Origin of the sequence: Geobacter sp. SVR, from assembly GCF_016865365.1 — a bacterium.
Lineage (GTDB): Bacteria > Desulfobacterota > Desulfuromonadia > Geobacterales > Pseudopelobacteraceae > Pelotalea.
On record NZ_AP024469.1, the window covers coordinates 3632111 to 3657672 of the forward strand.

General features: G+C 59.7%; 10 protein-coding genes. 2 read left to right on the plus strand and 8 right to left on the minus strand.

Annotated features, from left to right (window positions below; all coding sequences use genetic code 11):
• Positions 1-5: 5 nt before the first annotated feature.
• From GSVR_RS16890 to alr, 8 genes are all read right to left on the minus strand, one after another.
• Positions 6-1370 (minus strand): cytochrome c biogenesis protein ResB, encoded by a 1365-nt coding sequence (locus tag GSVR_RS16890; protein WP_173198735.1) that lies wholly within the window; start codon positions 1368-1370, stop codon positions 6-8.
• Between the two features lie 186 nt (positions 1371-1556).
• Positions 1557-1817 (minus strand): cytochrome c7, encoded by a 261-nt coding sequence (locus tag GSVR_RS16895; protein ID WP_173198736.1) that lies wholly within the window; start codon positions 1815-1817, stop codon positions 1557-1559.
• An 84-nt stretch (positions 1818-1901) separates the two neighbouring features.
• Positions 1902-2411 (minus strand): 5-(carboxyamino)imidazole ribonucleotide mutase, encoded by a 510-nt coding sequence (purE, locus tag GSVR_RS16900; protein ID WP_173198738.1) that lies wholly within the window; start codon positions 2409-2411, stop codon positions 1902-1904.
• A 90-nt stretch (positions 2412-2501) separates the two neighbouring features.
• A complete protein-coding gene (gene purD / locus GSVR_RS16905; RefSeq protein WP_173198740.1) occupies positions 2502-3776 on the minus strand; it encodes a phosphoribosylamine--glycine ligase in 1275 nt (424 codons plus the stop codon).
• A gap of 375 nt (positions 3777-4151) precedes the next feature.
• A complete protein-coding gene (gene purH, locus GSVR_RS16910; RefSeq protein WP_173198742.1) occupies positions 4152-5705 on the minus strand; it encodes a bifunctional phosphoribosylaminoimidazolecarboxamide formyltransferase/IMP cyclohydrolase in 1554 nt (517 codons plus the stop codon).
• Between the two features lie 81 nt (positions 5706-5786).
• Positions 5787-7067, minus strand: coding sequence for an ASKHA domain-containing protein (locus GSVR_RS16915; RefSeq protein ID WP_173198744.1), 1281 nt, complete (start codon positions 7065-7067; stop codon positions 5787-5789).
• A gap of 102 nt (positions 7068-7169) precedes the next feature.
• Entirely contained in the window at positions 7170-8222 is a 1053-nt protein-coding gene (gene selD, locus GSVR_RS16920) for a selenide, water dikinase SelD (protein ID WP_239077366.1), read from the minus strand.
• 165 nt (positions 8223-8387) lie between these two features.
• Complete coding sequence (alr, locus tag GSVR_RS16925) at positions 8388-9521, minus strand: alanine racemase (RefSeq protein ID WP_173198748.1); 1134 nt, start codon at positions 9519-9521, stop codon at positions 8388-8390.
• Between the two features lie 327 nt (positions 9522-9848).
• Here alr and GSVR_RS16930 point away from each other — a divergent pair, with 327 nt between their 5' ends.
• Entirely contained in the window at positions 9849-10589 is a 741-nt protein-coding gene (locus GSVR_RS16930) for a LuxR family transcriptional regulator (RefSeq protein WP_173198750.1), read from the plus strand.
• Positions 10590-10711: 122 nt separating this feature from the next.
• A complete protein-coding gene (locus GSVR_RS22260; RefSeq protein ID WP_173198752.1) occupies positions 10712-25408 on the plus strand; it encodes a DUF4347 domain-containing protein in 14697 nt (4898 codons plus the stop codon).
• The last annotated feature ends 154 nt before the right edge of the window (positions 25409-25562 follow it).

Genomic DNA, 25562 nt, shown 5'->3' on the forward strand with positions numbered 1-25562 from the left:
CTCCGCTAGATTTTCAGGTCGTTCAGTTTACCGGTCAAATCGTCGAACTGCATCTGGAATGCCGCCTGATTCTTGCTGGCATTGCCATACATACGAACCTGCCCCTTGGATACGATGATCCAGACCCGCTTGTGGGACATGAAAAATGCAATGAACAGGCCCACTACCATCAGCAGGCAGCCCAGCCACACGACCCATACGCCGGGGTCCTTGGCAACCTGCAGGCCGGTGTACATCTTGGCGTCGGTGCCCTCATAGTGAACTATCAGCTCGTCACCGCGCTGAGCGCTCAGATCGGGGAAATTTTTCATGACGATGAAGGTCTGGGGCGCTTTTCCGCGCGGAGTGAGTTCGATACGCGCGGCAGGTCCCGAATACTCAGGCATGAACTGGCGCACTTCCTGGGTGCTTTCCAGAAGTTTGAGCGTGCTGCCGTCCTTCAGGGGCACCTGCTCACCCTCGTGCATGGTGATATGCTGTTCATTGCCGCCGCTGCGTGCGGTCACGGTCAGGGAATGTTCGCTGCCTTCGTTCGACTGCCCATAGCTCGACTGGTAAAACGTGATCCCCTTGTAGCTAAGAGGCTTGTTCACGATGACCTTGACATCCTTGTATCCCGGCACCGGCTTGCCGTTCTCGAGAACGGTCAGAATGCTGCGAAACTCCTTGGGTGCGCCGGTCGGATAAAAATCGACGTTGAATTTTTCGCACCGCAGCTCAAAGCCGAGGGGCATCGGCATGCCGCTGCGCGTTTGAATTGTGGAGGCGCCGGTCCCCTCTACGATCGCCACGAAGCCTTTGTATCCGAACAGGGATCCGATAATGGCGCCCACAAAGATCACGAGTATGCTGAGGTGGACTACATAAACGCCGAGCCGGCACCAGGCATTTTTCTGTGCGAAGAGGTGATATTCACCGTTGTGCTCCGTCACTACCGGTGCAGCCACTTCCGACTTCAAAAAAGCCGCCAGCGCGTCCCTGCCGCTCTCCAGAGATCCTGAAAAGGTGACATGGTGTTTGAGGGGAAAGGAGTTGCGCAGGGAATCGCCCAGCACGAGCATCGGCTCGCTGATGAACTTGAACACGTGCGGCAGACGCTTGATCGAACAGGCGGTCAGATTGAGGCTGAACACGTACAACAGCGCTATGAACCACCAGGAGTGGTACATGTCGAAGAAACCGAGCTTGGAATAGATCTGCAGTTTCAGGGCGCTGATAGACGCCACGTATTCGGGAGCCAGCTGTCCCTGGGGTAACACGGTTCCTATGATGGAAGTCAGCGCGAGTGAGATAAGCAGAAAGATCGTGAGTTTGAGCGAACAGAAAAAGTCCCAGACCGATTGGGCGAAACTGCGATGGGTTGTTGCCAATGAAATGTCTCCCGGTATCTGAATCTTGTGTGATTGTCCTGGCTGGCCAGGTTCGTTGACGGTAGGATACTAAATCAAATCGCCGCAAAGGCATAGATTTTTTTGCGGCCTGCATCATGCATGAGAAAAGGGGTAACAGTTTTGAATTGTTACCCCTTCAAGCACATCATTCCTTTGTAATGCCGATTACTGCTTGTGGCATTCCTTGCAGGAGGTGGGCCCTTTTTTCATGTCGGCGTGGCAGCCTTTGCAGTTTTTGTGTGCCCAATCCTTGCCGAAGCCCTCGATCTTGCCCGGGCCTTTTTCATGGCACTTCTTGCAGTCCTTCAGCAGTTCCTGGTGGGCCTTGTGGTTGAACTTCACCCCTTTTTTCAGCTCGATCACATCGGCGGCGAAAGCGGACCCTGCAAACGCAACAAGAGCAAACATAACGATGACCTTCTTCATAATTCCCTCCTTCATAAGAAAATTTTGCTTTATTTACTATAACCTGTCCGCGGGTGTCAAGGAAAAGCGAATACGAAAACCAGGTCAATTACCGAGCGAAGCCTGCAGTTCTGCGTCTTTAAGCTCTACCTCCCGCTCCATTTCGTGGCGGTATTCCGTGAGCGCCCCGGCCAGGCCAGCATCGTTCAGCGCGAGAACCTGAACGGCGAAAAGACCGGCATTCTTGGCTCCCGCCTTACCGATGGCCATGGTGGCGACCGGAATGCCCCCCGGCATCTGCACTGTGGCATAGAGGGCATCCACCCCGTTCAGGGCGCCTCCCGGCATGGGAACGCCAATGACCGGCAGCGTCGTCTCCGAAGCGACAACCCCTGCCAGATGGGCCGCCATGCCTGCCCCGGCAATAATGATCCTGACCCCCCGGCCGGCAGCCTCGGATGCCAGTTTCGCCGTTTTGACCGGGGAACGGTGGGCCGAGGAAACGTGCATCTCCCAGGCAATATTGAATGTATCCAGGATGCCGGCCGCCTCCCGCATTACCGGAAGGTCGGAGTCACTGCCCATCAGAATGAGAACCTGCGGTGCATTTTTCATTGCAATACCTCTTTTGGTGTAAATGATGAAGATTGGAATCCGCGGTCCTCGTTACGGAAACCGTGAGCCAGCGGATGTCGCAGGCCCTGGTCAGATCCTGCCGATCGCCTTTTTGCCAATGTCCCTTCGGTACTGCACGCCGGGCCACGTGATACAGGAAACCGCCTTGTAAGCCCTGTCAATGGCTGCCTGAACGTTTTCTCCCGAAGCGGTGACCCCCAGTACCCGCCCGCCGTTGGTGACGCAGCGCTGGTCCTTCATGGTCGTGCCGGCATGGAAGACATAGACGCCGTCCAGCACTGCAGCGGCCTCCAGTCCCTCGATGGCGTCACCGGAGCGGATCTCGCCCGGGTACCCCTCGGCAGCCATGACCACACAGACCGTTGCCTGCTGATGCCATTCCAGCGAAAGCCCCGACAGGTCGCCGTTGGCAACCGCCAGGAGCACCGGCACGATGTCCGACTTCATGCGCATCAGCAGCGGCTGGCATTCGGGATCCCCAAAGCGGGCGTTGAACTCCAGCGTCTTGACCTGGCCGTCCCTGACCATCAGCCCCGCATACAGCACCCCCTGGTAAGGGCGCCCTTCGGCCGCCATGCCGTCCACGGTCCTGCGCAGCACTTCACGCATGGCGATTTCATGGACCTCGGCCGTAACGACCGGTGCGGGGGAATAGGCACCCATGCCGCCAGTATTGGGGCCCTGATCACCGTCGTAGATGGCCTTGTGATCCTGCGCGCTTGCCAGCGGCAGAATGACCGTGCCGTCGGTAATGGCCAGAAAGGAGGCTTCCTCTCCGGTCAGAAATTCCTCTATGACCACTCGCGAACCAGCCGCACCAAAGGCATTGCCGCTGAGCATGTCGGTAACGGCCTCCATGGCCTCTGCGCGGGTCTGGGCGATAATGACCCCCTTGCCTGCCGCCAGGCCGTCGGCCTTGACCACGATCGGCACACCGGTACGGTCGATGAATTCTTCGGCAGCGGCGATTTCCGTGAAAACGCCGTACGCGGCGGTCGGCACGCCGTATTTCTGCATCAGGTCCTTGGAAAAGGCCTTGCTGGCCTCGATGATGGCCGCATCCTTGCGCGGTCCGAAGATCTTCAGCCCGTGCTCCTTGAACAGATCGACGATTCCGAGAGAAAGCGGCTGCTCCGGTCCCACCACCGTCAGATCGATGCCATTTTCCAGAGCAAATGCCAGCAGTTTTTCGAGCTGGTCCACCTTGATGGGGACATTCTCAGCCAGATCCGCAATGCCGGGGTTGCCCGGTGCGCAGTAAACTTTTTCAACCAGCGGTGACTGGGCGATCTTCCAGACCAGCGCATGCTCGCGGCCACCGCCGCCGATAACCAGGACCTTCATGTATACCCCCTGAACTTCTGCCACAGAGGCACAGAGACACAGAGAACTGCAAAGACAAAACAAAGGAAGAACAAAACCCGGGGCTTAAACAGAGCTTTGCTCTCTTGTTTTTCCTTTGCGCCTCTGTATCTTTTGGCAGATTTTTTAAAAATTAACAGCCTGGTGAAATTTTCAGGTTGTTCAAAAATGGGTAGATCGTCGCACCCGCAGGAAGCCCCGCGGAGGCGTAGTACCCAAGGGCATAAACAGCGCTACGCCGCACAATTTCACTTGTGAAATTGGACCGCGGAGGCGCCCGAAGGGTGAGGCCGCAGGCCGAAGTCACAAGAGGGCTGACGAGGACGGCGGCGAGATGCCCGTTTTTCAACAACCTTCTTAGTGCCGGAAATGCCGCATGCCGGTGAAGACCATGGCTATACCGTGCTCATTGGCCGCCTTGATGACCTCTTCGTCGCGCACGCTGCCACCCGGCTGTATGATGGCGGTCACCCCCGCTTCGGCGGCGGCGTCCACCCCGTCCCGGAACGGGAAAAAGGCATCCGAAGCCAGCACCGTGCCGCGGGTCGGCAGCAGCGCTTTCTGAACGGCGATGCGGGAGGAATCGACCCGCGACATCTGGCCGGCACCGATCCCCACGGTCTGGTCGCGGCTGGTGAAGACGATGGCATTGGACTTGACGTGCTTGCAGACCCTCCAGGCGAAATCCAGTGCCTCGTATTCCGAAGCGGTGGGAGTGCGTTCGGTAACAACCCGGCATTCGGCCGCCCGCACCATGCCCAGGTCGCGCCCCTGCACCAGCAATCCGCCAACCACCTTCTTCAGATCGTAGCCGCCGGGGCAGTACTCGCCCAGGAGGGGTACCTGCATGACGCGCACATTCTTCTTGGCCGTAAAGATATCCAGGGCTTCCTGGCTGTAGCCGGGGGCAATCACCGCCTCCAGGAAGGTGGAGGTCAGTTCTTTGGCCGTGTCGGCATCCACCTCGCGGTTGAATCCGACGATGCCGCCAAAGGCCGAGACCGGATCGCATTCCCGCGCCTTCAGATAGGCGCTGAGCGGCGACTCGGCCAGGGCGGCGCCGCAGGGATTGGTATGCTTGATGATAACCGCGGCCGAGGCTTCGAATTCCTTGACCGTCTCGATGGCGGCATCCAGGTCGATGATGTTGTTGAAGGAAAGTTCCTTGCCCTGCAGTTGGACGGCATTGGACACGCACGGTTCGCTGATGTCCCGATCGACATAGAAAGCGGCGCTCTGCTGGGGGTTTTCGCCGTAGCGCAGGTCCTGGGCCTTTTTGACCTGAATGGTGAAGGTGGCCGGATAGCTCTCGACCGCCTCCCCAAGGCGTGCCCCCAGATAGTTCGAGATGGCCCCGTCATAGGCGGCCGTATGCTGGAAAACCTTCACTGCCAGGCCGAAATTGGTCTTGGACGACACCGCGCCCCCGGCTGCCTTCATCTCGTCCAGCACCAGGGCATAATCGGCGCAGTCCACCAGCACGGTCACATCCGGATAGTTCTTGGCAGCCGACCTGAGCATGGTCGGCCCGCCGATATCAATGTTCTCGATGGCGTCCTCAAGCTCGCAGCCTTTGGCAACCGTGGCTTCGAAGGGATAGAGGTTGACCACCACCATGTCGATGTTCTCGATGCCGTGTTCCTTCATCTTGGCCACATGCTCCGGATTGGAGCGCATTCCCAGCAGACCGCCGTGCACCTTGGGGTGCAGGGTCTTGACGCGTCCATCCAGCATCTCCGGGAATCCGGTGAACTCGGAAACATCCTTGACGGTCAGCCCCGCCTCGCGCAGCAGCTTGGCCGTTCCGCCGGTGGAAAGGATCTCGACGCCGTAGCCGGCCAGTTCCTTCGAAAATTCGACAACGCCGGTCTTGTCGGAGACGCTGATGAGCGCCCTGGTTATTTTTGCCATTGGTGCCTGCTCCTTCTGGTGATGTAGTGGGGTATTGAAACGACAAAATCTGCCACGGAACCGTGGAGGAATTGTTTTCGATTACGGATGCGGGAAGTCGATATTCTCCATGAACTTCGTTTCAAACAGCGGCGTTCCGGAAAGAGGTACCACCCGGAAGCGTTCGGCTAGGCGTTCCACGACGGAAAAGCCATCCTTCTCCGTCAGGGCCCGTTCCACGCCGGCCAGCGCCCCCTCGGGGGCAAAGCGGGTAATATGTACCATGGCTGAATCGAAAATTCCAACGCTTTTAAGCCATTCGGGGCGTAAAACCGTACCGAATGATCCGGTCAGAACCACTTCCTGCATGCTCTGACACTGTATACGCGCCCGTTCCGCAAGCACATCCAGGCCGGCCCGGATGGCACTTTTGGCCAGCTGGATCTGGCGGATGTCCCCCTGGGTCAGCAACAGCAGGTGCCGGGCATCACGGTGAAGTACAAAGGCGTTCTCATCATTGTGCCGGACAATCCGGGCAGCCAGGTTGGAAGGGATCTCGCCGCCGTCCCGCAGGCGTCCGCTCGATTCGAGCAGCCCCTTCTCGAGCAGTTCCGAGACCACCTCAATGGCTGCGGACCCGCAGATGCCGATCGGCGGCACATTGCCGATCACCGTGCAATGAACCCGTTCACCTGCGATGGTTACGGAGTTGATCGCACCGGGCAAGGCGGCCATGCCGCACGAGAGGTTGCCCCCTTCGAAGGCGGGACCGGCAGCAGCCGCGGTGGCCCAGATGTCATCCCCAGCCACCAGGGCCATTTCGCCGTTGGTGCCCAGATCGAGAAACAGGGCCTGGGAACTGGGGACTGGTGATTGGGAAAAGCCGTTACCAGTCCCCAATCCCCGGTCCCCAGTCCCAAATAAAAACGCCACCGTATCCCCCCCCACAAAACCGCCCGGCATGGGAAACAGGTAGACCGCCGCGGCGGGGTCCCAGCCGAGGTCGGAACCGTTGAGCCGCACGCCCTGCGTGTAAAGGGGCCGGAACGGGGGAAAGGCCAGGGAGCGTACCGGCAGTCCCAACAGAATGTGCTGCATGGCGGGATTGCCGGCGATTGCAATCTGCTCGACATCGCTGCGCACAAGCCCGGAGTCCCGCAGAAGCCCGTCCGACAACCTCCACAGCTCCGCCCGCGCCAGGCCCGACATCTCCCGCAGGGCTTCCTCGGATCTGACGGCAGCATCCAGTCGCGACACGACATCGGCCCCGAACCGGCGCTGCGGATTCAGGGAGCCTGCCACGGCCAGCCGCCGGCCGCTGCGGAGATCAACCAGGGAAACGGCCAGAGTGGTGGTGCCCAGGTCGATGGCAAGTGCGTACATGAAGAATCAACCTTTTCGGGAAGTATGGAACGTGCCGTACAGAATCCCTCCCCCGCTGGGGGAGGTCGGCGCTGCCGGTGTGCAGAGCTTGAAGCGGAGAAGTTACACTATCTCGATCACATGCTGCTGTGCCGGGAGCACCGTGCCGATCTCCCGGGCAAAGATTCCCCGTTCAGCCGCCTGCCGCATAAAGTGCCCCGCCTGCTCCGGCGCCAGTGCGATCAGCATGCCGCCGGAGGTCTGGGGATCGAACAGCGGCAGCAGCTCCTCCAGCCCGGATTCAACGTTGACCGACGGACCGTAGTGGTCGCGGTTGCGGTAACAGCCGGCAGGCACCATACCGTCCATCATCAGTTCGGCAACGGAATGCATCAGTGGAACAGCGGCCAGCTCCAGCCGGAACGTCACCCCTGCCCCGCTGGCCATCTCCACGGCATGGCCGATCAGGCCGAAGCCGGTCACATCGGTGGCGGCACTGGCACGACACTCGCGCATCAGCTCCGTTGCCTGGCGGTTGAGAGTCGTCATCCAGCCTGCCGCTTCGGCAACAGCCGCCTCAGGTGCCAGCTCTGCCTTGATGGCAGTGGCGATGATCCCGGTGCCGAGCGGTTTGGTCAGTACCAGCACATCACCCGGCCGGGCGGTGGAGTTGCGGATAATCTCCTCAGGGTCGATCAGGCCGGTCACGGACAGGCCGTATTTCAGTTCGTCATCTTCAACCGTGTGTCCCCCCACCAGGCAGACACCGGCCTCCTGCAGCACGCTCTGCCCTCCGGCCAGTATCTCCCGCAGGACATCCCCCGGCAGCGAACAGGCGGGGAAAAAGACCAGGTTCATGGCGGTGACGGGCCGCCCCCCCATGGCATAGACATCGGATATGGCATTGGCCGCGGCAATCCGCCCAAAGGTGAAAGGATCGTCCACCAGCGGGGTGATGATGTCGGCTGTCTCCACCAGGGCGCACGACGGCCCTATCCGGTAGACCCCGGCATCGTCCGATGTCTCCGGTCCCACCAGCAAATCTGCATCGCGGTATGCCCAAAGCCCGTCCAGGGCTTTCGCCAGGCCCGCCGGGCCCAGTTTCGCGGCTCAACCGGCGGCTTTTACCAGCTGCGTCAGTTTGATCATGCGGTCAATATCTCCTGTAACACTCATACCACCACTACAACTCGAATCAACAAAATCCCGAAAGCGTTCACCCACGGAGGGCATGGAGGGACACAGAGGAAACCCGAAGAACGAGGCGCTGGATGTACAAGCAAAGACCTTTTAAGGACCTTGTTTTCCTCCGTGTCCTCGTTGTCTTTTTTTATCTTGGCGCTATTTCAGGTACACCCGCGGGACCCGCTTGCTGATCCCGCAGAAGATCTCGTAGGGGATCGTGCCGGCCGCCTGGGCCAGCTCTTCGGCAGGGATGCAGTTTCCAGCCGCATCGTTACCGATCAGTACCACTTCGTCCCCTACAGCAACATCCCTGATACCGGTCACATCCAGCATGATCCAGTCCATGCAGACCGTGCCGGCCACCCGTGCCCGCTCCCCCCTGACAAGCGCCTCTCCGCGGTTGGTCAGAGAACGGGGATACCCGTCGGCATAGCCGACCGGAACGCTTGCGATCAGGCATCTGTCGCCGGCAGTGAAGCGCCGGGCATAACTGATGGTAGTGCCCGGTTCGACCCATTTCAGCATCGCGATGCGGCTCTTCAGGCGCATGACCGGACGCAGATCCAGCTTGCCCTTGAAATCGGGCGAAGGGACAGCTCCATACAGGGCAATGCCCGGCCGCACCAGGTTGCAGTCCGGGATATCTCTGAGCAGTGCCGCAGCACTGTTGGCGATATGGACATAGCGGGGGGCGAAGCCGGCCTTGCGGGTCTCGGCCAGCGCCCAGGCAAAGCGCTCAGCCTGAAGCCTGGTGTAGTACTGACCCGATTCGTCGAGTTCATCGGCGCTGGCGAAGTGGGAGACAAGTCCCTCCATGGTGATGCTGGACAACTTTTTCAGCTCCATCAGAAAGGCGGGCACGTCGGCATGGGGAATGCCGAGACGTCCCATGCCGGTATCGACCTTGAGATGGATCCGGGCCTTGCGGAAAAGTTTGTGGGCAGCCTGATTGAGCGCCTGGGCCTGTTCAAGAGAGAAAATGGTGGTCGAAATGTTGTAGCCGACGCATTTGCGCTCCTGCCCCGGATAGATGCCCCCCAGAAGCAGGATCGGCCTGTCGATGCCCGCCTTCCTGAGCTGGATCCCTTCGGCCAGAAAGGCCACCCCAAAGGCATCCACGTCCAGGTTCTCGAGCTCGCGGCAGATGTCCATGAATCCGTGCCCATAGGCGTCGGCCTTGACCACCGCCAGGATCTCCGTCCGGGGCGGAATGGAGCTCCTGATGGTCCGAAAATTATGGTGAAGTGCGCTCAGATCGATCTCGGCGAATGTGGGGCGGCTGTCGTACAAACTGTGGTGCTCCTCGTGGTATGCGGATGGCGGGCGTGCGGTCAGGTTCGATTAGTACCACAGTCCGGTTGCGGGTGTAAAGACGGTGCAATAAATGGAGCCGCCGGTCCCGGGAAGCGGGAAGTCCTGATAATTCGGGCAGATGGGGCTGAATATGCATGCACCGGATAACCAGCTTGCATGACAAAAAAACAGCAAATCCTCAGCTTTTCTGTCAGCGTTTTCAGCCAATTCTCAGTTTTTCTGTCAGTGCTCTTTTTGCGTTGAAATCGGGGGGACGAGTCCCTAAAATGCCGCACATTGAAGGCTGTCAACCGGAGATTCTTCATGAAAGCCTACACCGAGACAACGCAACGTTTGCTGCAGGCAAGCAGCAAAGAGGAAATTGTCGCAGTCATTAAGGACATATGCGATAGATTTGGTCTTGATAATTACCTGTATTACCGGCTGGTTTCCATCGACTCCTGCCAGCCCCCCCATTGTGCGGTCCTGAACGGGTATCCCCCTGATTGGGCCGAAAGGTACCTGCAACAGAACTATATTGCCATAGACCCGGTAGCGGCTTTTTGCTTCAACAATGCCGTTCCCCTGTTGTGGCACGACCTCCAACTCTCCGATCCGCAGCATGCCCAAGCCCGCAGATTCATGGCCGAAAGCCGTGAATTCGGACTGAGCGTCGGGGCCACGATTCCTTTTCACGGCGCTTCCGGCGATCTGTCCGGATTAAGTTTCACCAGCACGAGAAACCTCTCCCAGGCTCTACCCAGGATAAAGCGGGCGATCCCTTTCCTGCAGGCGCTCGTTCCCTATATTCACGAGGCCGTGAACCGTGTCGAAGCCTTCTATCAGGTCGAGCCGCTGGTACTCGAATTGAGCATCCGGGAGACGGAATGCCTGAAGTGGGCGGCCGAAGGGAAAACAGCGTGGGAAACCTCCATGATCCTCGGAATCTCCGAGCGGACGGTCATCTTCCATCTGCAAAATGCCGTGAAAAAACTCAAATGCGCCAATCGGACCCAGGCCGTGGCGCGTGCCATATCTCTCAAGCTGCTCCTCCCCGTATTCTGACTCCCCGGGGCGTCTCGTTACACGGCACTGCTCTCCTGCAATTTCTTACAGGTTGTTCGGTGCCGGCGAATTGCAGTAGTTGTTTGATTAGTAATTTACGAACTAGTTAGAAGGAGCCACCCATGACATCCCTTCGAAAACGTCTGGACATACTCTTTGCCCTTGTCGCCGTACTTTGCCTTCTCCTCGGCGCATTGCCCGCAGGGGCTGCCGTGGGTCGGCACGAGGTCGTCTTCATTGATGCAGCGGTGCAGGACGCCCAGGCACTGGCGGATGGGATCAGGCCGGGGGTGGAGGTGGTCCGGCTTGACGCCGGACGGGACGGATCGGAACAGATGAGTGAGGTATTGGCCCACAGGCGGAATTTACAGGCAATTCATGTGATTTCTCACGGTGGGGATGGCGAAATACAGCTGGGTACTCTGAAACTTTCCAATACCACTATCAATGATAAAAAAGCTGCGCTTGCTGCCATTGGTCAAGCATTGGTACCGGGAGGAGACCTGCTCATTTATGGTTGTAATGTGGCCAAAAGTGCTTCGGGCAAGGAATTGATCAGCTCGCTGGCCAAAATAACAAAGGCGAATGTGGCTGCATCCAGTAACAACACCGGGGGGCTTGCAGGCGCGGATTGGGTTCTGGAGTATGCAACCGCTCCGGTTTCCTCGCCGGTCGCCATCGCCAGCACGGTAACCGATGCTTACAGATATAACCTGACGGCGCCGTACAGCGGAACCATCGATTTCGACAACAATGGAACCATAATAAATGCAGGCGGGGGGATTCCTGCGACCTTGGCGTCCTATAGTATCGGCGGGTATCTACTGACCGCAACGGACAACGGCGATATTGATATTTTTGACGCTGGCAGCGGCTCCGGCAACGAGCTTTTATTTGGTACGAGCACTAGCGACGCTACAAATGTCGTCGTCAAGTTTTCCAACGACGAAGTCTTCAACATCGCCTCGCTCCGTATAAATGTTTTTCCTGGCGTGGATGTAGCTCATGGTCAGACTCCATATAATGCGGTATACACCATTTCGGGCTACAACGGGAGCACTCTGGTAAGTTCGGTCAATACGAACACTCTTTACGACCCCGGATACACTGTTAATTATGCAAACAGTATCCAAGTCGTAACCCTGAATTTCACCAATATCACCAAATTTACCATATCCAGATATTCCAGTAACGCGCCGGGAACAGGTATCGGTTGCACCATCGACAATCTGGTCGTGAGCAACGTCCACGCCGCCGCCACCCACACCGTCACCTTCGACGCCAACGGCGGCAGCGGCAGCATGACCGTACAGACCTCCGGCAGCGCCACCGCCCTTACGTCCAACAGCTTTACGCGCACAGGTTACGCCTTTGCGGGCTGGAATACCGTTTCCGGCGGTGGTGGCACTGCCTACGCCAACGGCGCCAGCTATGGATTCGGCGCAGACGTAACGCTGTACGCACAGTGGACGGCTGTTGCCGCTGCTCCTACCGTTACCACCCAGGCGGTATCGTCAATAGCCGCGACCACGGCTACCGCTAACGGCAACATAACCAGTCTCGGTTCACCCAACCCTACCCAGTATGGCGTGGTGTGGAATACCTCCACCGGCCCGACCACGGCTAACTCTAAAACCACCCAGGGGGCCATAGCCGCCACCGGCGCATTCACCAGCAGCATGACCGGACTCTCTCCCAATACCACCTATTATGTCAGGGCATATGCCACCAATACGGCAGGTACCTCGTATGGTACTGAGGTTTCATTCACCACCAGCGGCGCTGCTCCAACTATCACCTCCGCCACCTACGACGCCAGCACCAACGCCCTGACCGTCACCGCCACCGGCATGACCACCAGCGATACCATCAATACAACCAAGCTGACCCTGACCGGCGAAGGCGGCAACACCTACACGTTGGCCGGCAGCTATACAGTCACGGCCAGCAACGCCACCTCCTTCTCCGTTACTCTCGATGCTACCGACCAACTCAACATCAGGGGCCTGCTGAATAAAAACGGCGCGACCGCGGCCGGCGGCACCACGTACAACCTGGCCGGCGCGGCCGGTTGGGACTCGACCCAAAGCGCCCCAGCCGACCTGACCGGCAACGGGGTAACGGTCAGCAACGTACAGACCCCCACCATCACCTCCGCCACCTACGATGCCGGCACCGGGGTGCTCGTGGTCACCGGCGCCAACCTAGTCAAACAACCGGGCGCAACCAACGACATCGACGTGACAAAACTGGCCCTGACCGGACAAGGGGGCAGCGTCACCCTGACCGGCAATACCGCCAATGTGGAAATCACCTCCGCCACCTCGTTCTCCGTGACCCTGGGCAGCACCGACAAGGCGGCGGTCAACGCCAAACTGGACAAGAACGGCACTTCTTCCACCGGTAGTGTGACCTATAACCTGGCCGCCGCCGACGACTGGAACGGGCCGATTACCGGGGGCAGCATTGCCGATACGACCGGCAACGGGGTGACGGTGAGCGGGGTAGTGACAACCCCGAATGTGCAGGTCTATTACATCAGCAGCGATGGCAACGGATCTACCTTGGGCGCCACCGATGCTTTGAACCGTATCAACTCAGACGGTAGCGGCGATACCGTTATTGCAAGTTCGATCAATCCAACACCGGGAGATTTGGCGTTGGATGTTGCTAATAACCGTGCCTTTTTCATCGGTGCGACCACGACCAGCGCAAGCCAAGGTGTCTATCGTGTTGATCTGACCACCGGGGTAGTTTCCACCATCAAATCACTGACGACTGCCCCTAGTTATGGGGGAATCGCTTACGATTCGATAAACGACTATGTCTATTACATCGGCAGCGATGGTTCGACATCTACGCTCGGCGCAACCGATGCCCTGAATCGCATCAAGCCGGATGGCAGCGATGATACCGTCATTGCAAGTTCGATCAATCCGGCGCCAGGCGACCTGGCATTAGACATTGCGAACAATCGCGCTTTTTTCATCGGCGCGACCGGCTCAACACCAGGAGTTTATGGTATCGACCTGTCCTCCGGGACGGTTTCTACCATCAAAACGCTGACGACTGCTCCTGTTTATGGCGGCATTGCTTATGATTCGATAAACGACTATGTCTATTACATCAGCAGCGATGGGGTATCTACGCTCGGCGCTACCGACGCCCTGAATCGCATCAAGCCGGATGGCAGTGGCGATACCGTCATTGCAAGTTCGATCAATCCGGGGCCCGGCGACCTGGCATTGGACCTTCCGAATAATCGCGCCTTTTTTCTCGGTGCGGCCGGCTCGGCGCCAGGTGTCTATAGTATCAATCTGTCCTCCGGGGCGGTTTCAACCATCAAAACGCTGGCGGCGGTTCCAGCGTATGGCGGCATTGCTGTTACGGATGGCACTACTCCGACTTTCGATCCGGCAAATTCGTCACCTGTCGGCAACGCGACCGGCGTCAGCGGAACCGCCAATCTGTCCTTGCGTTTTAGTGAGGCCGTTATCAAAGGAACCTCGGGCAATTTCGTGATCCGCGACGTCACGGCCAATACGACGCTTGAAACCATTGCCTATAACGATGCCCGCGTGACCGGCTGGGGCACGAATACGTTGACCATAGACCCCACGTCTACGTTGCCGTCGGGGCATGCGGTTTCCGTCCAATGGAGTGCGGGCGTAATCCAGGATTATTACGCTAACTTCGTCGCAGCCAACGCCACGGATACGCTTTACGACCTTACGATTGGCGGTTCTGCCGGTCCTGCCATTACCTCCGCCACTTACGACGCCAGCACCAACGTCCTGACTGTCACCGCAACCGGAATGAGCGCCGGCGACGTAATTGACACAACGAAACTGACCCTGACCGGAGAAGGCGGCAACACCTACACGTTGGCCGGTAGCTATACGGTCACTGCCAGCAGCGCCACCTCCTTCTCCGTTACTCTCAATGCTACCGACCAACTTAATGTCAGGGGCCTGCTGAACAAGAACGGCACGACCGCGGCCGGCGGCACCACGTACAACCTGGCCGGTGCGGCCGGTTGGGACTCGACCCAGAGTGCCCCAGCCGACCTGACCGGCAACGGAGTGACGGTCAGCACCGTACAGACCCCCACCATCACCTCCGCCACCTACGATGCCGGCACCGGGGTGTTGGTGGTCACGGGCGCCAACCTGGTCAAGCAACCGGGCGCAAGCAACGACATCGACGTGACCAAATTGACCCTGACCGGACAAGGGGGCAGCGTCACCTTGACCGGCAACACCACCAATGTGGAAATCACCTCCGCCACCTTGTTCACCGTGACCCTGGGCAGCACCGACAAGACGGCGGTCAACGCCAAGCTGGACAAGAACGGCACTTCTTCCACCGGCAGCGTGACCTATAACCTGGCCGCCGCCGACGACTGGAATGGGCCGATCACGGGTGGCAGCATTGCCGATACGACCGGCAACGGCATCACGGTGAGCGGGGTGGCGACGCCCAACACCGCCCCTGTCATAACCAGCTTAAACGGCGATGCGATGGCGTACACAGCGGGAACCGGGGCGCGGGTGATCGATCAGGGGACGGCGGTTGCCGTCACCGACAGCGACAGTGCCAATTTTGATACCGGCACGTTAACCGTATCGGTCAGTGGCGCAACGGCGGCTGACGTGCTGGGCATCCGCAACCAGGGAAACGGTAGCGGGCTGATCGGCGTCAGCAGCGGCAACGTGACCTATGGCGGCACGACCATCGGCAGCTTCTCCGGCGGCAGCGGCTCCAATCTGGTGGTGACATTTAACAGCAACGCTACACCGACAGCAGCTTCCGTGCTGCTTGCCAACATCACCTACAGCAATGCCAGTGCGGTCAGCGCCACAACGCGCTCAGTCAGTTTCACGATCACCGACGGCGACGGCGGCACCTCGACCGCCAGCACCGTTACCATCAGCGTCACACCCGCCAGTGTCGGCACGATTTACACCGTAACCAACCTCAACGACAGCGGCGCCGGTTCTCTGCGTCAGGCCATTATTGATTCCAATGGTCACACCGGTGCGGACACGATTGTCTTTACCCCCGGTTTGTCCGGCACGATTCATCTGCTTAGCAGGCTTGACATCACAGACAGCGTCACGATCCAAGGCCCTGGTGCCGATGTCGTGACTATTGACGGCGCCAGTGCCACGCAGTTTCTGAAAACTGAAAATGGGGATGTTACTACCAATATAAAAGTCACTATCACTGGTTTGGCCTTCGATCATGGCCGGATGGTTGATAACGACCCTGACCTCGGCTATGTCGGTGCGATTGATAACCGTGAAGACCTGACGCTTTCAAATGTTATCGTGAAAAATACTGCGGTAGGCACCCAATATCACGATGCCGCTTTTGCTGTTTCGACAATAGCTTCTGATTACGCCACGTATGTGCCTAAACTGACCATACGTAACAGTGTAATTACCGGCAACGCGGGAACAGCGATTTTCTCTATTGCCGCAGCGTTGGTGGATATTGAAAACTCGACCATATCGAACACCAGCTTTATCGAAGGATCAGCGGGAGGAGGACTGAGTATCAATGGAGTGAGTTCAACGGTTATCAAGGGCAGTTATATTGCCGGCAATTCAGCCAAGTCTGGATCGGCACTATATTTCAGCCCGAGCAATAACTCCAGTGAAACGCTCTGGATCGAAAATTCCACCATTACCGGAAATATCTCCGACCCAACAGGCTCGGGAGCTGGCGATGTCGATGGTGCGCTGGGGATTAACGCTTCCCTTGTCACCGCAGGCATGATCACAATCAAAAACTCCACAATAGCAGGTAATCCCGGATACAACGGTGCTGCCAAACAAATTACCACCCCCTTGGGTAACGGCACCGATATTCCGATGCAGATAACCAACTCGATCGTGTATTACGATGGCACTGGTGATGTGAAGTTTTCTACGGATCAGAACATCACTGCCAGCTACAACGTGATCGAAAACGTCGCGACCATTGACACGGCCATAGGCAATGTGACCGCGAACCCCAACCTTGTGGCGGCGGCGGCCAATGGCGGTCCTACTGAAACTTTGGCACTCAATTCAAGCAGTAACGCGATTAATTTGGGAGCTGCTTCCGCACCCACGACTGACCAACGCGGCTTCGTCCGCAACCCGGCGTCTGGAGTGGATGCTGGCGCTTACGAATACGGTGCTACGCAGTTTCAGTTCATCGGCCAGTCCAGACCGCTTGATGGAGCGGTAAATGTGGCGGTAAACTCAGGCATTACTCTGGATTTCGGAAGTACAATATCTGCCGGCACTGGAAGCATGCGTATCTACAATGCCGACACAAACGCACTGATTGAAACCATTTCGGTCGCAAGTGCCACCGTTTCCGGCAGCAGGGCGACATTCACACCTTCGTCCTCTCTCCCTGGCAGTACTAATATCTATGTTGAGGTGGATGCCGGAACTTTCACCGCCAGTGTTGACGGCGGCACCAACAACGCCGGCTCGGTTGCCATGCGTGATGCAACGGGCATCAGCTTCAAAACCGCATCCGCATCATCCACCTACACCGTCACCTACAACGGCAACGGCAACACCGGCGGCAGCGTGCCGACGGACAGCAACAGCTACGCTAACGGCGCCACGGTCACCGTGCAAAGCAACAGCTTCGGCCTCACCCGGAGCGGTTATGTCTTTGCCGGCTGGAACAGCCTGGCCGACGGCACCGGCACGGACTATGCCGCCACCGGCAGCGCCACCTTCACCATGGGCAGCGCCAATAGGACGCTGTATGCCAAGTGGACGGCCGTCACCGGTCCCGGCGCCACCACCAGCGCCGCCACCGGTGTGGGACCCGACAGCGCCACCCTGAACGGCACCGTGACCGGCAGCGGTTCGTGGACCAGTGTCGGCTTCGAATACGGCACAACCACCAGCTACGGCAGCTTCTCCAATGCAAGCCCCCGCATCCTCACCACCGGAGGAGCTACGGCGGTGACCGCCACGGTTACCGGACTCAGTTGCAGCACCACCTATCATTTCCGCGTTAACGGACAAAACAACGGGGGCGATCTGACGAACGGCTCCGACCTGACCTTCACCACAAGCGCCTGCACCGTCCCCGGTGCCCCCACCATCGGCACCGCTACGGCAGGCGACACCAAGGCAGTCGTTTCTTTCACCCCCCCGGCCGGCACCGGCGGCTCCGTCATTACCGGCTATACCGTTACTTCATCCCCCGGAAACATCACTGCCACCGGCACTGCCAGCCCCATCGTGGTGTCCGGCCTGACCAACGGCACCCCCTACACCTTTACGGTGACCGCCACAAATGCGCCGGCAGTGGCAGGCCAGAGCGCAGCTTCCGCAGTTTCCAATGCGGTCACCCCCTCGGCCTCCAGCCTGGGCATTGGAAGTGTAAAGATCATCAAGTTCGCCCTTAACGGCAGCAACCAGCCCACCGATGCCACGATCCAGGTAGCCGCCACCAACGCGGTACTCGGCGCCGGCGCCTTTACCGTCACCAACAATGCGAATCCCTCCGCCACCATAACCGTGACCGGCGCTTCCTATGCCAATGGGGTGTATACCCTTACCGTCAGCGGCATGAACGTGATTGACACCTACACCCTCGCCGTCGCAGCCAACGGATACACGACCTACACCAATACCGGCGTCATCTATGGCCGGCCGTCGGAAGCCGGTGATCTCGACCTGGTGAATGAACCGAATATTTTCACCACCTACACCCGCACCCTCACCTCCGACGGAGTAGTGACCATCGGTAATGCCACCTACGCAGCCGGCGCGGTGCTCTACTCCGGCGCAGCCTACGATGCCATCGACGGCAACAACGGCAATCCGGACAATGGAACCGTAACGCGCCTGATCGGCATCTTCGGCAAGGCGCCCAGCGGGGCAGCCTGCGTCAAAACCCTGCGGACCGACGGCACGATCCTGCAGGTGGCGAACGACTCCCTCATAGACGCCAACCCCAATTTCATGGAAACCATCCAGGGGGGCAAGGCGGCCTACGACGCAAACGCCAGCAACACCATCTATTGGCAGACCCTGGCCCTGCTTCCCATGTACAGTCAGATCGCTACGGCCCGCCAGCCGGACAACTCCCGTATTCTGGTGGACCCGGCCGACCGGTTCCGCATCATCGAGTGGTACGACACTGTGGACGTCAACGGTAACTGCACCGGCACACCCATGGATGTTCAGCGGCTGACAGTCAAGGTGGAATACACCGGCACTGCCGTTGGCCAGACCTCGGGATCAACGACCAGCATCGCCACCCAGCCGGCCGATGCCTCGGTCAGCGTCAACGGGACCGCCACCCTCACGGTGGGCGCAAGCACCACCAGCGGTTCGCTCTCCTACCAGTGGTACAGCAGTGCCACCAACAGCACCAGCGGCGGTTCCGCCATTAATGGCGCCACCTCCGGCAGCTACTCCCCGCCGACCGCATCGGCAGGCACCACCTACTATTACTGCATGGTGACCAACTCCGCCGGCAGCACGGGTACAAGCCGCGCCGCCCAGGTGGTGGTCTTGGCCCCCCAGACCATCGGCACGGTTTCCTTTACTCCCGCCTCCCTGCTGCCGAACGGCACGGCTACGGTCAGCGCCACAGCCACTTCCGGCGGTGCGGTGACGTTCACATCCCTGACTCCGTCGGTATGTAGCGTCAGCGGAACTACTGTAACCGCCCTCACGGCCGGGGTCTGCAGCATTGCCGCCAACCAGGCGGGGAACACCACCTACGACACCGCACCCCAGGTGATCGGCACCATCACCGTCGCTGCTGCCGCCAACCGGGTGCACCTGACCCACAATTCGGCAACGACCGCGTACAACACCATCCAGGAGGCGGTCAACGCCTCGGCGGATGGCGATGTCATTGCCCTTGATTCCGGCACGTTCATCGAGCAGGTGACCATCACCACCAATGTCACCATTCAAGGGGCCGGAATCGGCCAGACCATCATTCAGTCCCCCTCTGCCGCAAGCCTGCTGCAAAACGGCGGCACCTGGAGAAACCTGAGAAACAAGAGCGTGTACGCGATCGTTGGCATCAAAACCGTGACCCCGGGCACCGTTACCATCACCGGCCTCACCGTGGACGGCCAAGTCCAGGGCAACATAAACCAGCCGGCCAACACCTACGGGTTCATGGGCATTGCCGCCATCAACTCGAACCTCACCGTGGACGGCGTGCGCATAACCGGCGTCAGGGATCTCAACCTGAACGCCGCCAGCATGGACCCCATCCCTGATTCGAGCTACGGCGCCACCCACACCTCGGGAGCGGACAGCGGCGAGAGTATCTTCGCGGAAAGCGCCGCCGGCGCCGGCGAACATACCCTGGTGGTGAGAAACAGCACCATGGACGACATCCAGAAAGATGGCATCCTGGCCTGGGGCCCGACCCTGACGGTCGATATCCACGACAATACCATCCAGGGGCGCAAGACCTTCTACCAGTCGATAAACGGGATACAGATCGGCAGCTCGGACTACACCTCTTCCGGCGGCGGCGACCGGCGGGGCACCAAGGGGAGCGTCTCCAACAACACCATCCTCGATCTGGGCATGGTCATCCCGGTGGGACACACCACCAGCGGGCTCTGGTTCAACGGCTGGGTCGGCGGCTCCACCGGCATCCTGGTATGGGAGGCCGGCAACGGGGTGACAGTTACGGGCAACACGATTACCCGCACCGGCGACAAATCGTGGAAACTGGAATGGTACGCCAACCAGGGGATCGACTTCTACCTTTCACCGAACCCCACCGTAAGTAACAACACGGTTTCCGGGTTCGATTACGGCATCCTCGAAGAGGGCGCATCAAACGGCTCGGTCCTGACCGCGAGTGGAAATATCCTGTCAGCCAATACCGTTGACCTGTGGGCTTCTTCCGGCAATGACCAGATCACCCTGAACAATGCCAATAGTGAAGTGATCGGTTATCTGCTTTCCGGAAACGGCACCGATACGCTGACCAATTTCGGCACGGGTGATGCCATCTACGTCAACAGCCTGGATGGCAGCAGCAGTTGGAACTTCACCGGCGGCACGGTAACGAGCGGCAACGGAAGCAACGTGGCCGCGCATTCGGTACAAGTATCGGTTTCAGGTAACACCACGACTCTGTACATCGATACGGACGGCAATGCCGGTCCGGCCGAACTGCAAATCAACCTTGTCGGAACGTATCTTCCGGCCAACTTTGTGCTGAGCGGCGCCTACATCCAATTCACCAAGGCCGGTCAGACCATCACCTTTGCCAATCCGGGCAGCCAGACCTACGGTACGACGCCGACGCTGAGTGCCAGCGCCAGTTCCGGCCTTGCTCCCATATTCACTTCGTCCACCTCCGGCGTCTGCACCATCACCCCGGAAGGTGCCCTGACTCTTGTCAGCGGCGGCACGTGCACCATCAACGCCAACCAGGCGGGCAACGCCTACTACAATGCGGCACCTCAGGTGACGCAGAGTTTCACTGTGAATCAGGCGGGCCAGACCATCGGCTCCATTTCCTTCACCTCCTCTTCCCTGACCGTATCGGGCACCACCACGGCCAGCGCCACCGCCACCTCCGGCGGTGCAATAACCTTCAGCTCTCTGACGCCGTCGGTATGCACCGTGAGCGGCAGCACTGTTACCGGTATCGCGGCCGGTGTCTGCACCATTGCCGCGGATCAGACGGGCAATGGTGGCTATGGCGCTGCACCGCAGGTAACAAAGAGCATTACGGTCGCTGCAGCGGCCAACAAAATACACCTGATCCACAACACCACCACGACCGATTACACCACCGTTCAGGGGGCCGTGGATGCGGCTGCGGACAATGACGTCATCATGCTTGATGCAGGCACCTTCATCGAGCAGGTGACCATCACCAAGCCGCTCACCCTGCAGGGGGCCGGCGTCGATCAGACCATCATCCGCTCCCCTGCCCGGGACAGCCTGATACAGAGCGGCGGAAACTGGAAAAACCTCAAGGATCAGGACGTCATCGCCGTGGTGGGCATCAAGACCGCTTCGCCCGGAACCGTCATCCTCAGGAACCTGACCGTGGACGGCAATGATCAGGGCTATCTTGCCGACCTGCGGTATCCGGACAAGGGCACCTATACCTTCCAGGGAATCGGGGCATACCACACTACCGTCACCATCGACACGGTGAAGGTGACCGGTGTGCGCGAACTGAACACGGACTACGGCAATGACCCGGCCCACATCGTGCCCGCCGATTACCTCCCGGCAGACCAGCCTGCGGGCATGAACCACAACGAGGGCATCTTTGCCGAGAGCGCCGCTGGAGCCGGTGCACATACCCTGACAGTGAAAAACTCCACCGTCACCAAGTTCCAGAAGACCGCTATCCTGGCCTGGGGGCCGACCCTGACGGTGGACATCGACAACAACACCATCCAGGGTTACGGCAAGAGCCTCTGGAGCACCGGCAACGCCATCCAGGTCGGATCTTCCGACAGAAGCGCCATGGGAGGCGCCAACGGAGACCGCCGCGGTACGGCGGGAACGGTCACCAACAACCGGATTCTGGACATCGGTATCGTCATACCGGAACCGGGACAGGACGGCTCCTACCTGAATCTGGGACTGGCCGGCCCCTCCGGCGTCCTGCTGTGGGAGGTCGCCGACAGCTTCCGGATCACCGGCAACACCATCACCGGCCCCGGCATTTTCTCCTGGCACAGCAACATTTCTTCCAACGACGGCGGGTTCGGCAACATGGGGATCAATGTCTATAAAGGCCCCAATGTCACCATATCCGGCAACACGATTTCCGGGTTCGACGTCGGCATTATCGAAGAGAGCGCTGCCGTTGCCTCCAGTCTGGCCATTTCGGGCAACACCATGTCGAACAACACCGACGACATCTGGACCTCAGCGGGCAATGACCACGTTTCGCTGGGCAGCGGCAGCGAAACCATCGCATTCAACCAGAGCGGCAACGGCATCGATACCATCACCAACTTCGGCACCGGCGACAAAATTCATGTCATCGGCTTTACCACCGTCGGCGGAGTGGACTCGGTCAATGGCCTGATCAACGGTCAACCGGTGGTGGATTTCACCGGCGGTTCCGTGACAGCCGGGGACGGCAGCACTGTGGCAGCCAGATCGGTGCATGTCTCGGCGAGTGGGAACACCACCACGCTGTATGTGAATACCGACGGTGTTTCCGGCTCGCAATTGCAGATCACCCTTGACGGGACCTACACGCCCGCCAACTTCGTCCTGAACGGCGGGTACATCCAATTTACCAGGATTAACCAGACCATCACCTTCGGCAACCCCGGCAACCAGATCTACGGATCAGGGGGAACACTGGCCGCAACCACTTCGTCCAATCTGGCTGTCACCTTCACATCCGCCACCCCCGGCGTCTGCACGGTGAGCAGCGACGGGACAATTACCTTCGTCGGTACCGGCACCTGCACCATCGTGGCCGACCAGACCGGTAATACTTTCTACAATCCCGCGTCTCACATGACACAGTCCTTCATCGTGGGCAAAGCCACTGCTTCCGTAACCCTCGGCGGTCTCAGCCAGACCTACGACGGCACGGCAAAATCGGCCACCGCCACCACCACTCCCGCCGGCAGGACCGTCACCTTCACGTACGACGGCAGTTCCACTCCTCCGGTCAATGCCGGCAGCTACAACGTCGCGGCCGCGATCAACGACCCCAATTACAGCGGCAGTGCCAGCGGCACGTTGGTGATCGCCAAGGCGGGTCAAACCATCACGTTCGGCGCCGCTCCGTCGATCGTGGTGGGGAGCACCGGTACGATGAGCGCCACAGGCGGCGCATCCACCAGTGCCGTCAGCTTCAGCTCCACCACCCCGTTAGTCTGCACCATCAACGGCACTACCGTCACCGGTATCGCAGCCGGCACCTGCATCGTCGCAGCGGACCAGGCAGGCAATGCCAACTATAACGCCGCACCCCGGGTGACGCAGACCATTACCGTCGGCAAGGGCAGCCAGACCATCACCTTCGGGGCGGCACCCAGCGTAGTGGTGAACGGCATCGGCACGCTCAGCGCTGTGGTCTCGTCCGGGCTCACGGTTTCCTATACTTCCGTGACTCCCACGGTCTGCACCGTTAGCGGCGCCACTGTAACCGGCGTTGCGGCCGGTACCTGCACCATCGCCGCTGACCAGGCGGGGGACAATAATTATAATGCCGCGCCCCGGGTGACGCAGAACATCACCGTTGGCAAGGGAAGCCAGACCATCGGTGCCATTGGCTTCACCTCCTCTACCCTCACCGTGGGGGCCACTGTCACGGCCAGCGCCACCGCCTCTTCCGGCCTGGGGGTCACTTTCAGTTCCCTGACGCCTGGTGTGTGCAGCGTAAGCGGAAGCACGGTTACCGGCATCACGGCCGGCATCTGCACCATCGCCGCCAGCCAGGCCGGTGATGCCAATTACAACGCCCCCACCCAGGTGACGCAGAACATCACCGTCGGCAAGGGAAGCCAGACCATCGGTGCCATCGGCTTCACACCCTCTACCCTCACCGTGGGGAGCACTGTCACGGCCAGCGCCACCGTCTCCTCCGGTCTGACCGTCGCCTTTGCCTCCACCACCCCCGCGGTCTGCACCGTCAGCGGCACCACGGTCACCGGGGTGAGCCCGGGCACCTGTACCATCACTGCCACCCAAACCGGCAACAGCGACTACACCTCCGCCACCATCAGCCAGACCCTGACCGTGGCCTACGGCACCAATCCGCCGCTGCTGACCGTATCCGCCCTCTCCGATGGGGCGACCACCACCGACACCACCCAGAACATCAGCGGTGTGGCCACGGACCCGGCCGGCATCAGGTCCCTCACCATCAACGGCACGACCGTCCAGGTCAATGCGGACGGCAGCTTCAGCTTCCCGGTGCAACTGCTGGCCGGCGCCAACACCGTCACCGTAGTGGTCACCAACAAGGCCGGCATAACCACCACCGACACCCGCACCATCACCCTGGACAGCACCGCACCACGCCTGTCGGTCACCTACCCGCCCGACAACGCCGTGGCTGTCCAGCAGAGCGTTACCGTAACCGGTACCATTGAATCCCTGTTCAGCGGGGGGTCGTCCAAGACCGCAGCCAAAACTGCTGCCGCTACGGTCGACCCCACCCTGGTGGTCACCTGGTCGGCCAACGGTTCGGCCCCCCAGACCGCCAGCCTGACCGACACCACCTACTCCTTCACCACCAGCCTGGGCACCGGCATGAACACCATCAAGGTCTTCGCAGCCAATGCCGCCGGCCAGAAGGTGGAGGCCAAGCGCACCGTCAGCTACCAGCCGGCCTTCTACCTGGCAGTCACCGACCCGGCCGCTGACATCCGCACGGCACTGGGCTCCTACACCCTGACCGGGAACGTAACCGACAACACCACCCCGGTCAGCGTCACCATCACCATGGACGGCCAGACCTACACCCCCGCGGTGACCAACGGTGTCTTCAGCCAGACCTTGAACTTCAGCGAAGCCCAGGTCTACCAGGTGGCGGTCACCGGCACGGACCAGAACAGCAACAGCCTGACCGTACAGCGCAACATCATCTACACCGTGCCCAAGGCAGCCTCCGGATCTGCCGACAGCACCCCCTTCACCATCGTGGATGCCCTGCAGGCCCTTCAGATGTCCGTTGGCATCATCACTCCCGATGCCGGGCAGATTACTCGCATGGATGTGGCCCCCATGGTGAACGGCGTCTCCGTGGGAGACGGCAAAGTGGACATCGAGGATGCCGTGGTGATCCTGCGCATGGTCGTGGGATTGATACGGTGAGACGAAGACGGCTTGAAGGATGAGGAATGATTTTTCGTAACCCCACCTGTCCCCTTAACCTAAGGGGAGAAACGCTCCGGAACGGTGGCAGTGGAGCTTTCGACTAAACAGCCGGCAGCACGTTCCCCCCTCTTAGAATAAGAGGGGGACAGGG

Coding starts and splice junctions, on each gene's coding strand:
- GSVR_RS16895 (WP_173198736.1), bottom strand. CDS start 1,817: ATGAAGAAGGTCATCGTTATGTTTGCTCTTGTTGCGTTTGCAGGGTCC.
- purE (WP_173198738.1), bottom strand. CDS start 2,411: ATGAAAAATGCACCGCAGGTTCTCATTCTGATGGGCAGTGACTCCGAC.
- purD (WP_173198740.1), bottom strand. CDS start 3,776: ATGAAGGTCCTGGTTATCGGCGGCGGTGGCCGCGAGCATGCGCTGGTC.
- purH (WP_173198742.1), bottom strand. CDS start 5,705: ATGGCAAAAATAACCAGGGCGCTCATCAGCGTCTCCGACAAGACCGGC.
- GSVR_RS16915 (WP_173198744.1), bottom strand. CDS start 7,067: ATGTACGCACTTGCCATCGACCTGGGCACCACCACTCTGGCCGTTTCC.
- GSVR_RS16930 (WP_173198750.1), top strand. CDS start 9,849: ATGAAAGCCTACACCGAGACAACGCAACGTTTGCTGCAGGCAAGCAGC.
- GSVR_RS22260 (WP_173198752.1), top strand. CDS start 10,712: ATGACATCCCTTCGAAAACGTCTGGACATACTCTTTGCCCTTGTCGCC.